The following is a 12,843-nucleotide window of genomic DNA, read 5'->3' as shown; positions in this document are numbered from 1 at the left end:
GCGCCCTCAGGGCCGACTCGCCTCGGAGTCGGCCCTGAGGGCGTGCTGACGCACTCGGAGGCTCAGAGCGATGCCTCGACTCCGAGGCTTCCGGCCCTGAGGGCTCCCCGCAGGACGGGGACGATGTCCTCGGGCTTGAGGTCGATGGCGTCGAGGCCCTCCAGGGTCAGCGGGACCTCCTCCAGCGCATACTCACCGCGGCCTTCGGCGCTGAACTCGGGACCCGTGCGGTCGTCGAAGGACCAGGTCGCGATGCGGGCGAGGTAGAAGAGCTGACGCTCGTCGTCGCACTCCATCGTGTGGAGCAGACGGACGATGTCGGCCTTACCCGCGATCTCCTCGTGGATCTCCCGGTGGAGGGCGGCCTCGCGTGACTCATCGGTGGGTTCGACGCCGCCACCGGGCAGGACCCAGTACACGGGGATGCCGGGTCGGGTGCGACGGATCACCAGCATCTTGTTGTCTGCGGTGACGAGGACGGCACGGACTCGTTCGATCATTCGGTTCGTCTCCTTGCTGGGCGGAACAATGCTCTCGGCCTCGACCTGGATGGCGCTGGGCAGGACGGTGTTGTCGCGGATCCCGTACGGACTCGGGCCGGCCGGAAGGACGATCACATCCTGGGAGGATCGGCGATCTTGCCCTCCAACAGCTCCAACGCCTCCACCCAGCGAAAGCGGTCCGCCCCACCGCCGGTCTTCGGCCGATGGGGCTCGTAAGACCCGATCCGCACGCCCATCTCCCGGAGCTGGTCCAGGCTCCGGCCGTAAGCCGGGTGGGCGGCCATGGCCGTATTCACGTACGGGAGGACGGCTGTTGGGATGCCGAGCCCGTATGCCTCGCACAGGATGCCGAGGGCCAGGGTGTCGGCGATGCCGGCCGTCCATTTGTTGATCGTGTTGAAGGTGGCGGGCGCGACGGCGATGGCATCGGCGGGCGGCAGCGGACGCGGGTCGCCGGGACTGCGCCAGGCCGAGCGGATCGGGTAGCCGGTCTGGGCCTCGATCCCTTCCGTGTCGAGGAAACCGAGCCCCTGGGGTGTGGCCACCACCCCGACACCCCAGCCCCTGTCCTGCGCGGCGGTGATCAGCTTGTGGGTGTCGCCCGCGATACCGGCTGCGCAGACCACGACGTACAGGAAGGACGGTCTCGTCACGCTGGGGCTCCCGGTCGTCGGCTCAGGCGGTGGGCGGGCAGCGAACGTCGCGGACCGCTCGGCAGCGTACGTCCTCGTCGGCGCGGGAGTCAGCGATACGGAGAGCCTGGCAACCCTCCGCGAATGGCCTCCGTGAAAGGATGCCCCGCACCATGAGAACCATCAGCTTTCCCGTGCCGGGCCGGGGCCCCCGGTGAGGGGCCGGGCGAAGCCGCCCGCGTCGCCGCTTCCCCAGCGCGACGGCGTCGACCCCGTCCGGGTCCGGCTTCCCGCCGATCCGGACGGGCGGTGGGCTACGGTCCGGGACCATCTCCTCGACCGGTTCGCCGGGGCGATCGGCGCGGAGCGGGTGGAGGCCCTGCTGGCGGACGGCCGGTTCGTGTCTGCGGAGGGCCCGGTCACCGGCGACGAGCCCTGCACGGTGGGGCGCTACCTGTGGTTCCACCGGGACTTCGCGCCCGAGGAGCCGGTGCCGTTCCCGGTGGGGGTGGTGTACCGCGACGCGCACCTGGTCGTTGCGGACAAGCCGCACTTCCTGGCGACGATGCCGCGTGGCCGGCACATCACGGAGACGGCGGTGGCCCGGCTCCGCCGCGATCTGGAGCTGCCGGAGCTGCAGCCCGCGCACCGGCTCGACCGGCTGACGGCGGGGCTGGTGCTGTTCGTGGTGCGGCCTGCGGAGCGCGGGGCGTACCAGACGCTGTTCCGGGACCGGCTGGTGCGCAAGGAGTACGAGGCGGTGGCCCCGTACGATCCCGGGCTCGACCTGCCGCGTACGGTGCGCAGCCGCATCGTGAAGGAGCGCGGGGTGCTCGCGGCGCGCGAGGAGCCCGGCGAGCCGAACAGTGAGAGCCGGATCGAGCTGCTGGGGCACCGGGACGGGCTCGGCCGCTACCGGCTGCTGCCCGCGACCGGGCGCACGCACCAGCTGCGGGTGCACATGAACAGCCTGGGGCTGCCGCTGGTCAACGACCCGGTCTACCCGGTCACCGAGCCGGACCCGGCGCCCGGCGACTTCTCGCGCCCGCTGCAACTGCTCGCCCGGGTGCTGGAGTTCACCGACCCGGTCACGGGAGAGCCGCACCGCTTCGAGAGCGGGCTGCAGCTCTCCGCGTGGCCGGAGGACTGAACGAGCCTCAGTGGCCCCGGGCGATCCACTCGTCCAGGTGCGGGGCCTCCGCGCCGATGGTGGTGGAGTCGCCGTGGCCGGTGCGCACCCCGGTCGCCGGGTCCAGGGTGAGCAGCCGGTCCCGGATGGAGTCCACGATCACCGGAAAGGACGAGAACGACCGGCCGGTGGCGCCGGGCCCGCCCTGGAAGAGGGTGTCCCCGGTGAAGACCGTGGCCAGTTCGGGGGCGTACAGACAGACCGCGCCGGGGGCGTGGCCCGGGGTGTGCAGGACGGTCAGCGTGGTCCCGGCGACGGTGATCTCCTGGCCGTCCGCCAGCTCGCCGTCGGGGGCCCGGTCCGGATGGGTCTGCTTCCACAGCGGCAGGTCGTCCGGGTGGAGCAGGATCGGCGCACCGGTGGCGTCGGCGAGGGCCGGGGCGGCGTCGATGTGGTCGTTGTGCGCGTGGGTGCAGATGATGGCGCGCAGCGTGCGGCCGCCGAGGGCGTCCTCGATGGCGGCGGCGTCGTGGGCGGCGTCGATGACGACGGCCTCGGAGTCGTCGCCGACGATCCAGACGTTGTTGTCGACGTCCCACTCACCGCCGTCGAGGGCGAAGGTGCCGGAGGTGACCAGGTGGTCGATGCGGGCGGTCATCAGAACACCACCACCGAGCGCAGCACGTCGCCGTCGTGCATCCGGCCGAACGCCTGCTCGATGTCGCCGAGGCCGATGGTCTCGGTGACGAACGCGGCGAGGTCCAGGCGGCCCTGCTGGTGGAGGTCGATCAGCATCGGGAAGTCGCGGGACGGCAGGCAGTCCCCGTACCAGGAGGACTTGAGCGAGCCGCCGCGGCCGAAGACGTCGAGCAGCGGGAGTTCGAGCTGCATCTCCGGGGTGGGGACGCCGACGAGGACGACGGTCCCGGCGAGGTCGCGGGCGTAGAACGCCTGCTTGTACGTCTCCGGGCGGCCGACGGCCTCGATGACGACGTCCGCGCCGTTGCCGCCGGTCAGCTCGCGGATGGCCTCGACGGGGTCGGTGGAACGGGAGTTGACGGTGTGCGTGGCCCCCATCGACTTCGCCGTCTCCAGCTTGCGGTCGTCGATGTCCACGGCGATGATCCGGGCCGCGCCGGCCAGCCGGGCGCCGGCGATCGCGGCGTCACCGACGCCGCCGCAGCCGATGACGGCGACCGAGTCGCCGCGGCCGACCTGGCCGGTGTTGATGGCGGCGCCGATGCCCGCCATGACACCGCAGCCCAGCAGCCCGGCCACCTCGGGGGCGACCTCCGGGTCGACCTTGGTGCACTGGCCGGAGGCGACGAGCGTCTTCTCCGCGAAGGCGCCGATGCCCAGGGCCGGGGACAGCTCGGTGCCGTCGAGGAGGGTCATCTTCTGCTTGGCGTTGTGCGTGTCGAAGCAGTACCAGGGCCGCCCGCGCAGACAGGCGCGGCACTGGCCGCACACCGCGCGCCAGTTGAGGATCACGAAGTCGCCCGGCGCGACGTCGGTGACGCCTTCGCCGACGGACTCCACGACGCCCGCGGCCTCGTGGCCGAGGAGGAAGGGGAACTCGTCGTTGATGCCGCCCTGCTTGTAGTGCAGGTCGGTGTGGCAGACGCCGCACGCCTGGACCTTGACCACGGCCTCACCGGGGCCGGGGTCCGGAATGACGATCGTCTCGACGCGGACCGGTTCGTTCTTCCCCGGCGCGATGACCCCTTGTACGTGCTGCGGCATTCCCGTGGACTCCCTTTCCCGACTCTTCACTGAGACCGGTTCTCCCGGTTCGTGGCCGGGATCGATCACGGGCAACGGTACGCCGTGCGGGGTGCGCGTCGGTCTCAGGGCGCGAGAACGTCCAGCTCGTGGAGGGCGCCGACGGCGATCTCCTTCGTCAGACGCTCGGCCTCGGCCGCGTCCCCGGCGCGTACGGCCTCGGCGAGGCGCACGTGCAGGGTGACGGCCGCCGGGTCGGGGTCCTCGAACATCACCTGGTGGTGGGTGCGGCCCGCGAGGACCTCGGCGACCACGTCGCCCAGGCGCGCGAACATCTCGTTGCCGGAGGCGTTGAGGACGATGCGGTGGAAGGCGATGTCGTGTTCGAGGTACCCCTCCAGCTGCTGGCCGCGCGAGGTGGCGACCATGCCGAGGGCGCGCTCGGTCAGCTCGGCGCACTGCTCCGGGGTGGCGTGGCGGGCGGCGAGCGAGGCGGCGACCGGCTCGATCGCGGAGCGCAGGACGGTGAGGGAGCGCAGCTGGCGGGGGCGGTCGGCGCCGGCCAGCCGCCACCGGATGACTTGGGGGTCGTACACGTTCCACGCCTCGGCCGGCCGTACGGTCACGCCGACGCGGCGGCGGGACTCGACCAGGTGCATGGACTCCAGGACCCGGATCACCTCGCGGACCACCGTGCGCGAGACGTCGAAGCGCTGGGCCAGCTCGTCGGTGCGCAGCACCTGGCCGGGCGGGTGCTCCCCGGCGGCGATCTCCAGGCCCAGGGCGTCCAGGACATGCGTGTGGAGCCCCTGGGCAGGTGTGGTCATGGACCCAGGGTACGGGGCCGCCTCCCAGGCCATTAAGTACGACGTTTACGTCACACCCTCTTGAATAAGTCGTACGTATAGGTTTCAGTGGCGCGACGGACCGATGTCGAGGAAGACATCGAAGAGACAGCGAGGCACCGCTATGAGCACCCCCCACGTCGTCGTGGTGATGGGCGTGGCAGGAACCGGCAAGACCACGATCGGTCCCCTGCTCGCCGACGCACTGGGCGTCCCGTACGCCGAGGGCGACGACTTCCATCCCCCCGCGAACATCGCCAAGATGTCGGCCGGCACCCCGCTGGACGACGCGGACCGGTGGCCCTGGCTCGACGCGATCGGGCAGTGGGCGCACGGCCGGGCGGGGCTCGGCGGGGTCGTCAGCAGCTCCGCGCTCAAGCGCGCCTACCGGGACCGGCTGCGCGCCGAGGCCCCGGGCGCGGTCTTCCTCCACCTGACCGGTGACCGGTCCCTGATCGAGGAGCGGATGGCGGGCCGCAAGGGCCACTTCATGCCGACCGCGCTCCTCGACTCCCAGTTCGCCACCCTCCAGCCGCTGGAGGACGACGAGGCCGGCGTCGCCGTGGACGTCTCCGGCACCCCCGAAGAAATCACCCAGCGAGCCGTCGCCGCGTTGCGCCGGCTCGACAGCTAAGGACCACCACCGTGACCAGTCTCAGCGTCGAGACGCTGGCAGCGGACGCCGTCGAACCGATCACCTCAGCCGGCAACGCGCAGTTGGGCATCGCCGTCCTGGCGGGCATCGCCGTCATCGTCCTGCTCATCACCAAGTTCAAGATGCACGCGTTCCTCGCGCTCACCATCGGCTCGCTGGCGCTCGGCTCGTTCGCCGGTGCCGCGCCGGCGAAGACGATAGCGAGCTTCACCGCGGGCCTCGGCTCGACCGTCGCGGGCGTCGGCGTCCTGATCGCGCTCGGCGCGATCCTGGGCAAGCTGCTCGCGGACTCCGGCGGCGCCGACCAGATCGTGGACACGATCCTGGCGCGGACGAGCAAGCGGGCCATGCCGTGGGCGATGGTCCTCATCGCCTCGATCATCGGCCTGCCGCTGTTCTTCGAGGTCGGGATCGTCCTGCTGATCCCGGTCGTGCTGCTCGTCGCCAAGCGCGGCAACTACTCCCTGATGCGCATCGGCATCCCGGCCCTGGCCGGCCTGTCCGTGATGCACGGCCTCATCCCGCCGCACCCCGGGCCGCTCGTCGCGATCGACGCGCTGGACGCCAACCTCGGCGTCACCCTGGCCCTCGGCGTGGTCGTCGCCATCCCGACGGTGATCCTGGCCGGACCGGTCTTCTCGCGCTACGCCGCCCGCTGGGTGGACATCAAGGCGCCGGAGAAGATGATCCCGCAGCGCCCCTCCGAGGACCTGGAGCGCCGCCCCGGCTTCGGCGCCACCCTTGCCACGATCCTGCTGCCCGTCGTGCTGATGCTGGTCAAGGCGCTCGTGGACATCGTGGTGGACGACCCGGAGCAGGGGCTCCAGAAGGTCACCGATGTGATCGGTTCGCCGCTGATCGCGCTGCTCGCGGCCGTGATCGTCGGCATGTTCACGCTGGGCCGGGCGGCCGGCTTCACCAAGGCGCGACTCTCCACCACCGTGGAGAAGTCCCTCGCCCCGATCGCCGGTGTGCTGCTCATCGTGGGCGCGGGCGGCGGCTTCAAGCAGACGCTGATCGACGCGGGCGTGGGCCGGATGATCCTGGACTTCTCCGAGGACTGGTCGATCCCCGCGCTGCTGCTCGGCTGGCTGATCGCCGTCGCGATCCGGCTGGCGACCGGCTCGGCGACGGTGGCGACGATCTCGGCGGCCGGTCTGGTCGCCCCGCTCGCGGCCGACATGTCGACCTCGCACGCGGCCCTGCTGGTCCTCGCCGTGGGCGCGGGCTCGCTCTTCTTCAGCCATGTCAACGACGCCGGGTTCTGGCTGGTGAAGGAGTACTTCGGCATGGACGTGGGCCAGACCGTGAAGACCTGGTCGGTGATGGAGACCATCATCTCGGTGGCCTCGCTGGTCTTCATCCTGCTGCTGTCACTGATCCTCTAGCCGGTCCCCCGCCCCGGGTGCCCACAGCGGGTGCTCGCGGCGGGCCCACTCCCGGCCCACCGACCCGGAGCGCATGCCGCGGCGTGCCTCCGGGTCGGCGTACGCCATGGCGATGTGACCGGCCAGCACAAGCCCGGCCGCGAGGGCCAGCCAGTCGTGGACGAAGGTCGCGGCGGTGCGCCACACCAGCGGGGCGAACCCGGTGAACCACATCAGCAGCCCGGTGCCCGCCATGACCAGCACCGCCCCGGCGATCCACGCCGCGTAGAGCTTCTGCCCGGCGTTGAACTTCCCCGCGGGGCGCGCACCGGGCCTCCGGTCGCGCCGCAGGGCCGCCCGCAGCCACTTCCGGTCGTGCGGCCCGAACCGGTTGAGCCTCCGCAGGTCCGCCCGCAGCGACCGCGCCGCGAGACCCGCGAGCAGCGGTACGGGGACGAGCAGCCCGGACCACTCGTGCACGGTGACCACGAGGTGGCGGCGCCCGACGAGTTCGGCGAGCTGCGGCACGTAGAGGCAGGCGGCCGAGGCCACGCACAGCAGCATCAGCGCGGCGGTGGACCGGTGCACCAGGCGCACCGGGCGGGCGAACCGGTGGACCCGGTCCGCCGGTTCAGACGGTGGGGGCGTCGTCGCGGCCGTTGGACCGGCCGACCCAGGCGTCGACGTCATAACCGAGCTTCTCCCAGTAACCGGGGCGTACGGAGTCCGTGACGGTGATCCCGGAGAGCCATTTCGCCGACTTGTAGAAGTACATCGGGGCCACGTAGAGCCGCACCGGACCGCCGTGCGCGTGGGACACCGGTTCGTCGTTCATCCGCAGCGCCACGAGCACGTCGGCGCGGCGGGCCTGGGCAAGGGTCAGGCTCTCGCTGTAGGTCCCGTCGAAGCAGGTGAAGCGGACGGCCTTCGCCCCCGGCCGCACCCCGGCCGCGTCCAGCAGGGCGGACAGCCGCACGCCCTCGAAGGCGGTTCCGGGGACCCGCCAGCCGGTGACGCACTGGACGTCCCGGACGGTCCGGGTCTGCCGCATCCCGCGCAGCGCGTCCAGCGTGTAGGTGGCCGGGCGGTCGACCAGTCCGTCCACCTTCAGCCGGTAGTCGGCGGCGCTCCTGGCGGGCACGGAGGAGGCCACGGAGTAGTAGCGGAAGCCGCCGCCGTTGGGCAGCAGCCCGGTGAGCCCCGTGGGGTCCTTGCCCGCGACCGCGCCGAGGCCCGATTCCAGGGTCCGTTGCAGCACGGGCGCGGCGACGAGTCCGGCGGCGCCGAGGCCCAGCATGGCCAGGACCACGCGGCGGCCGACGGGGATGCCGACGCCGTCCGGGCCGTCGTCGGGCGAGGAAGTGTTCACCCCACGATTCGAGCACCCGGGGCGCCCGGACGCCAGGGGCGGCGGCGGGCCGTCACCGTTCCGTCAGATGTGCCGCGCGCCGGGGAGGGGCACGGTGCCAGACTGGCGCCCATGCCGAATCGTGAAGCGCTCAAGCCCTTTCTGCTCGCCTTCCCGGGGCCGCTGCGCGACCAGTTGGTCGCCGCGGTCCTGGACGGGCGGAAGGTGTCCACCTCCGGCCTGCTCGTGGAGTACGAGATCGAGCAGGAGGAGCTGCCGCCGGTCGGGGAGCGGTCCGCGCTCATCGATTCGGACGGCCGGGAGATCGCCGTACTCGAAGTGACCGAGGTACGGGTGCTGCGGCTGGCGGACGTGGATCTCCAGCACGCGCTGGACGAGGGCGAGGGCTATGCGTCGGTCGCCGAGTGGCGGGCGGGCCACGAGCGGTTCTGGCACAGCGAGGAGATGCGCGACGCGCTCGGCGACCCGGAGTTCACGGTGGACGACGGGACGATGATCGTCGCCGAGCGGTTCCGGGTGGTCGAGCGCATCGGTCCGGACACGCGGGGCTGAGCACCCCCTACGCCTCCGTCCGCTTCTCCCGGCCCGCGCCCCTCACCAGGCCCAGGCGGCGGCGGAACGCGAGCAGCCGGGGATGGCGTTCGTGCAGGTGGGCCGAGCGGCGGTCGAGCTCCTGGCCCAGGCGCTCGGCGCGCTTCTCGATGTCCAGCTCGTCCAGGATGCGGTCCACCTCGGCGAGCAGCGCCCCGTGCAGCTGCCACTTCCGGGGGTGCTCCTGAACGGCGGCCAGCAGCATGTCCGCCACCAGGTCCCGGGTCCTGCGGCTGGTGTCGAGCGCGTCGGTGAGCCGGTCCTCGGCCTCCTCGGCGCTGGCGGCGACCGGGGTCGTGATGAGCAGCGAGAAGCTCTCGATGGCCCCCGCCATCTGCTCGAACAGCTCCGTCATGTGGGCGGCGACCTCGGGCGGGAACTGCGGTGCGTCGCCCCGGTCCTTGGCGAGGTCGGTCAGGGTCCTGGACAGCACCCGGACGACGACGGCGCAGATCTCCAGCGTGTCCAGACCGGTCCGGAGCACCACGCGGTGCAGCAGCCCCTGCCGCACCCTCGGGTTGTACATCAGGCTTTCCTCGGCCTGGCGCAGGGAGGCGTCCACCTCCACGATGTCGTGGTCGAGCCGCCGGGCCCGGTGCAGGCGCTCGGCCGCCTCCGCGACGGTGACCGGCTGGGCGAGGTCGCTGCCCAGATCGCGGAACATCTGCCCCATCTCGCGGGCGAGCCCGTCGATGGAGGCGCCCGCGGTCTGCACCCAGACGGGCGGGGCGAACAGCAGGTTGAACAGCAGGCCCACACCGGCGCCGATCAGCGTCTCGAACACGCGCTCCCAGGCCATGCTGGACCGCGCGGTCTGCGAGGTGACGCCGAGGACGAGCATCGCGCTGATCGCCACCTCGGGGACGAACTCGTCCACCCGGACCAGTCTGCCGATGATCAGCGCGGTGAAGATGGTCAGCCCCAGGCTCCACCAGGACAGCCCGACCAGGGAGCTGAAGCCGCTCGCGATGAGGACGCCGACGACGACGGCCACCACACGCTTCACCGACATGTTGACGGTGGCGTAGAGGGTGACCTGGACGACGAGCAGCGCGGTCAGCGGTGCGGTCAGCGGTGCGGGCTCGGTCAGGGTCGCGGTCGCCACGGCATAGGCGATGACCGCGGCGCCCGTGGAGCGCAGGGTCTGCGCCGCCACGGGCTCCGTGGTGCGCCGGACGAGGTTGATGACGGGTTCGGCTACTCCTGGCATCTTCTTCCCATGCCCGGATAGCGGTGTCTCCCCACGGTTCAGCCCCCGGAACCCCACCGGACGGACGCGCCCGGGGCCGAAGACCTCAGCCGACCGCCTGTGCCGCCGCCCGGCCCGCCGCACGGCCGGAGAAGATGCAGCCGCCCAGGAAGGTGCCCTCCAGTGAGCGGTAGCCGTGCACCCCGCCGCCGCCGAAGCCGGCCGCCTCCCCCGCCGCGTACACGCCGGGCAGCGGGGTGCCGTCCCCGGTCAGGACGCGAGAGGACAGGTCGGTCTGGAGGCCGCCGAGCGACTTGCGGGTCAGGATGTTCAGCCGTACGGCGATGAGCGGCCCGGCCTTCGGGTCGAGGATGCGGTGGGGCGCGGCCGTGCGGATCAGCTTGTCGCCGAGGTAGCTGCGGGCGCCCCGGATCGCGGTGATCTGGAGGTCCTTGGTGAAGGGGTTGGCGATCTCCCGGTCGCGGGCGGTGATCTCGCGGCGGAGCGCGTCCTCGTCGATGAGGCCGTCCCCGGTGAGCGCGTTCATGCCGCGTACGAGGGCGCCGAGGTCCCGCTCCACGACGAAGTCCACGCCGTTGTCCATGAAGGCCTTCACGGGGCCCGGGACGTCGGCGCGGGCGCGGCCGATCACGCCGCGGACGGACTTGCCGGTCAGGTCGGGGTTCTGTTCGGAGCCGGAGAGCGCGAACTCCTTGCCGATGATCTTCTGGTCGAGCACGAACCAGGTGTAGTCGTGGCCGGTGCGCATGATGTGTTCGAGGGTGCCCAGCGTGTCGAAGCCGGGGAAGAGCGGGACGGGCAGCCGCTTGCCGGTGGCGTCCAGCCAGAGCGAGGACGGGCCGGGCAGGATGCGGATGGCGTGCTTGTCCCAGATGGGGTTCCAGTTCTCGATGCCCTCGGTGTAGTGCCACATCCGGTCGCGGTTGATGTGGTGGGCGCCCGCCTTCTCGGCGACACCGAGCATCAGCCCGTCGACGTGGGCGGGGACGCCGGAGAGCAGCTTGGCGGGCGGGGTGCCCAGCCGTTCGGGCCACTGGGCGCGTACGAGGTCGTGGTTGCCGCCGATGCCGCCCGAGGTGACGACCACCGCCTGGGCCCGGAGCTCGAAGGAGCCTGCGGCCTCCCGGCTGCTCGCGGTCCCGCGCGGCGCGGCGCTCGGCTCCAGGACCTCGCCGGTCACCGTGTCGACGGCGCCCCCGGTCCGGGCGAGGCCGGTGACCCGGTGACGGAAGCGGAAGGTGACCAGGCCCTTGGCGACGCCCTCGCGGACCCGGCGCTCGAAGGGGGCGACGACGCCGGGCCCGGTGCCCCAGGTGATGTGGAAGCGGGGTACGGAGTTGCCGTGGCCGTTCGCGTCGTAGCCGCCGCGCTCCGCCCAGCCGACGACGGGGAAGAACCGCATGCCCTGGGCGTGCAGCCAGGAGCGCTTCTCACCGGCCGCGAAGTCCACGTACGCCTCGGCCCACTTGCGCGGCCAGTGGTCCTCCTCGCGGTCGAAACCGGCCGTGCCCAGCCAGTCCTGGAGGGCCAGCTCCTGGCTGTCCTTGATGCGCATCCGGCGCTGCTCGGGCGAGTCCACGAGGAAGAGGCCGCCGAAGGACCAGTGCGCCTGGCCGCCGAGCGACTGCTCGGGCTCCTGGTCGAGGACGATGACCGAGCGCCCCGCGTCCACCAGCTCCGCGGTGGCCACGAGCCCGGCGAGCCCCGCCCCGATCACGATCACATCAGCGTCGTACGCCATGGGTTCCATCCTTGTCGGGGCTCGCGAAGTTACTCGTGCGTCAGATCTTGGGCACCGCCCGTCCCCGCGTCAACCGTCCGGCCGTCGGCCACGGTCGGCCGCGCCGTCGCCGCACCGGCCGGGGCGGGCGGTTATCGTCGGAGGACATCACCCTCCTCCGGCCTGACGTGGGGTGGACAAGCGTGTCGGTGCTGGTCCTCGTGCTCGCCGTGACGGCCGCCTGCTGCCTGGGCTTCGGCTTCGTGTTCCAGCAGGCCGCCGCCGCCCACGCGCCCAAGCGCGACTACCTGACGTTCCGGCTGCTGCTCGACCTGATGAAGGTGCGCAGCTGGCTGGCGGGCATCGGGCTCATGGTGTGCGGCATGGTGCTGGGGGCGCTGGCGCTCGGCAAGGGCGAGGTCTCCGTCGTGGAGCCGCTGCTGGCGACGAACCTGCTCTTCGCGATGGCCCTGTCCCGGCACCGCACCGGCCAGCGCCTCGGCCGCCAGGGCTGGGCGGGGCTCTGGCTGCTGGCCCTCGGGGTCGCCGCGTTCCTGGTGGCGGGCGAGCCGAAGGGCGGCGAGGCGGTGTCGAGCCCGCTGCGGCACTGGCTGGTCGTCGGGGTGGTGGCCGGGCTGGCGCTGCTGCTGACCGCGTTCGCCAAGCGCCGCAGGTCGCGGACGTCCCCGGCGCTGCTCGCGGTGGCGGCCGGGCTGCTCTACGGCTTGCAGGACGCGCTGACCCGGGTGAGCGGCGAACGCTTCTCGGAGGCTGGCTGGTCGGGCCTGCTGACGTCCTGGCAGCCGTACGCGGTGCTCGTGCTCGGGGTGACGGGCCTGCTGCTGGTGCAGAGCGCCTTCGAGACGGGGCCGCTGCGGATGTCGCTGCCCGCGCTGACGGCCGCCCAGCCGCTGGCCGGGATCGCCTGCGGGATCGGGTTCCTGGGCGACCAGGTGCGGACGGACACGGGCGCGCTGGCCTGGCAGGCCGCGGGGCTGGCGGCGATCGTGACGGGCATCGTGCTGCTCGGGCTGCATCCGGCGATGCCGGAGGGCCCGGTGCGGCGTGGTGCGCACAGCCTCCAGCGGCACTGAGCGCGG

14 protein-coding genes are annotated in these 12,843 nt (G+C 72.2%); 5 read left to right on the top strand and 9 right to left on the bottom strand.

Annotated features, from left to right (window positions below):
* Positions 1 to 62: 62 nt before the first annotated feature.
* Together ACZ6C6_RS22870 and ACZ6C6_RS22865 are read right to left on the bottom strand one after the other, a co-directional pair.
* Entirely contained in the window at positions 63 to 500 is a 438-nt protein-coding gene (locus tag ACZ6C6_RS22870) for an NUDIX hydrolase (protein ID WP_469205325.1), read from the bottom strand.
* A 113-nt stretch (positions 501 to 613) separates the two neighbouring features.
* Positions 614 to 1,156, bottom strand: coding sequence for a flavoprotein (locus ACZ6C6_RS22865; protein WP_469205122.1), 543 nt, complete (start codon positions 1,154 to 1,156; stop codon positions 614 to 616).
* A gap of 193 nt (positions 1,157 to 1,349) precedes the next feature.
* Between ACZ6C6_RS22865 and ACZ6C6_RS22860 the strand changes: the two genes are divergently transcribed.
* Entirely contained in the window at positions 1,350 to 2,285 is a 936-nt protein-coding gene (locus tag ACZ6C6_RS22860) for a pseudouridine synthase (RefSeq protein ID WP_469205121.1), read from the top strand.
* Positions 2,286 to 2,292: 7 nt separating this feature from the next.
* Here the strand turns inward: ACZ6C6_RS22860 and ACZ6C6_RS22855 are convergent, their stop codons facing one another.
* The 3 genes from ACZ6C6_RS22855 to ACZ6C6_RS22845 form a co-directional block, all read right to left on the bottom strand.
* Positions 2,293 to 2,922 (bottom strand): MBL fold metallo-hydrolase, encoded by a 630-nt coding sequence (locus tag ACZ6C6_RS22855; RefSeq protein WP_469205120.1) that lies wholly within the window; start codon positions 2,920 to 2,922, stop codon positions 2,293 to 2,295.
* Positions 2,922 to 4,007: an S-(hydroxymethyl)mycothiol dehydrogenase gene (locus ACZ6C6_RS22850; protein WP_265545193.1), complete on the bottom strand. Its 1,086-nt coding sequence runs from the start codon at positions 4,005 to 4,007 to the stop codon at positions 2,922 to 2,924. The genes ACZ6C6_RS22855 and ACZ6C6_RS22850 overlap by 1 nt, the downstream gene beginning before the upstream one ends.
* Positions 4,008 to 4,111: 104 nt before the next feature.
* The gene (locus ACZ6C6_RS22845) at positions 4,112 to 4,813 is read right to left on the bottom strand and encodes a FadR/GntR family transcriptional regulator (protein ID WP_391264097.1); all 702 of its coding nucleotides are present in this window, start codon (positions 4,811 to 4,813) and stop codon (positions 4,112 to 4,114) included.
* Between the two features lie 142 nt (positions 4,814 to 4,955).
* On the opposite strand from ACZ6C6_RS22845, the gene ACZ6C6_RS22840 reads away from it, so the two are divergent.
* Together ACZ6C6_RS22840 and ACZ6C6_RS22835 are read left to right on the top strand one after the other, a co-directional pair.
* Complete coding sequence (locus ACZ6C6_RS22840; protein WP_365686364.1) at positions 4,956 to 5,465, top strand: gluconokinase; 510 nt, start codon at positions 4,956 to 4,958, stop codon at positions 5,463 to 5,465.
* Between the two features lie 11 nt (positions 5,466 to 5,476).
* A complete protein-coding gene (locus ACZ6C6_RS22835) occupies positions 5,477 to 6,874 on the top strand; it encodes a GntP family permease (protein WP_469205119.1) in 1,398 nt (465 codons plus the stop codon).
* Here the strand turns inward: ACZ6C6_RS22835 and ACZ6C6_RS22830 are convergent.
* Together ACZ6C6_RS22830 and ACZ6C6_RS22825 are read right to left on the bottom strand one after the other, a co-directional pair.
* Positions 6,860 to 7,543 (bottom strand): cytochrome b/b6 domain-containing protein, encoded by a 684-nt coding sequence (locus ACZ6C6_RS22830; RefSeq protein ID WP_469205118.1) that lies wholly within the window; start codon positions 7,541 to 7,543, stop codon positions 6,860 to 6,862. The genes ACZ6C6_RS22835 and ACZ6C6_RS22830 overlap by 15 nt on opposite strands.
* Positions 7,485 to 8,150 (bottom strand): molybdopterin-dependent oxidoreductase, encoded by a 666-nt coding sequence (locus tag ACZ6C6_RS22825; RefSeq protein ID WP_469205324.1) that lies wholly within the window; start codon positions 8,148 to 8,150, stop codon positions 7,485 to 7,487. The genes ACZ6C6_RS22830 and ACZ6C6_RS22825 overlap by 59 nt, the downstream gene beginning before the upstream one ends.
* 183 nt (positions 8,151 to 8,333) lie before the next feature.
* Here ACZ6C6_RS22825 and ACZ6C6_RS22820 point away from each other — a divergent pair, with 183 nt between their 5' ends.
* Positions 8,334 to 8,774, top strand: coding sequence for an ASCH domain-containing protein (locus tag ACZ6C6_RS22820; protein ID WP_469205117.1), 441 nt, complete (start codon positions 8,334 to 8,336; stop codon positions 8,772 to 8,774).
* A gap of 7 nt (positions 8,775 to 8,781) precedes the next feature.
* Here the strand turns inward: ACZ6C6_RS22820 and ACZ6C6_RS22815 are convergent, their stop codons facing one another.
* Entirely contained in the window at positions 8,782 to 10,023 is a 1,242-nt protein-coding gene (locus ACZ6C6_RS22815; RefSeq protein ID WP_469205116.1) for an FUSC family protein, read from the bottom strand.
* Between the two features lie 85 nt (positions 10,024 to 10,108).
* A complete protein-coding gene (locus tag ACZ6C6_RS22810; protein WP_469205115.1) occupies positions 10,109 to 11,764 on the bottom strand; it encodes an FAD-binding dehydrogenase in 1,656 nt (551 codons plus the stop codon).
* A gap of 182 nt (positions 11,765 to 11,946) precedes the next feature.
* On the opposite strand from ACZ6C6_RS22810, the gene ACZ6C6_RS22805 reads away from it, so the two are divergent.
* Positions 11,947 to 12,837, top strand: a complete 891-nt coding sequence (locus tag ACZ6C6_RS22805) for a DMT family transporter (RefSeq protein WP_469205114.1) — start codon at positions 11,947 to 11,949, stop codon at positions 12,835 to 12,837.
* Positions 12,838 to 12,843: the final 6 nt, after the last annotated feature.

The organism is Streptomyces sp. NPDC041814, from assembly GCF_055590565.1.
Note: the sequence above shows the minus strand (reverse complement) of the source record. Positions and strands in the feature narration are given on the sequence as shown.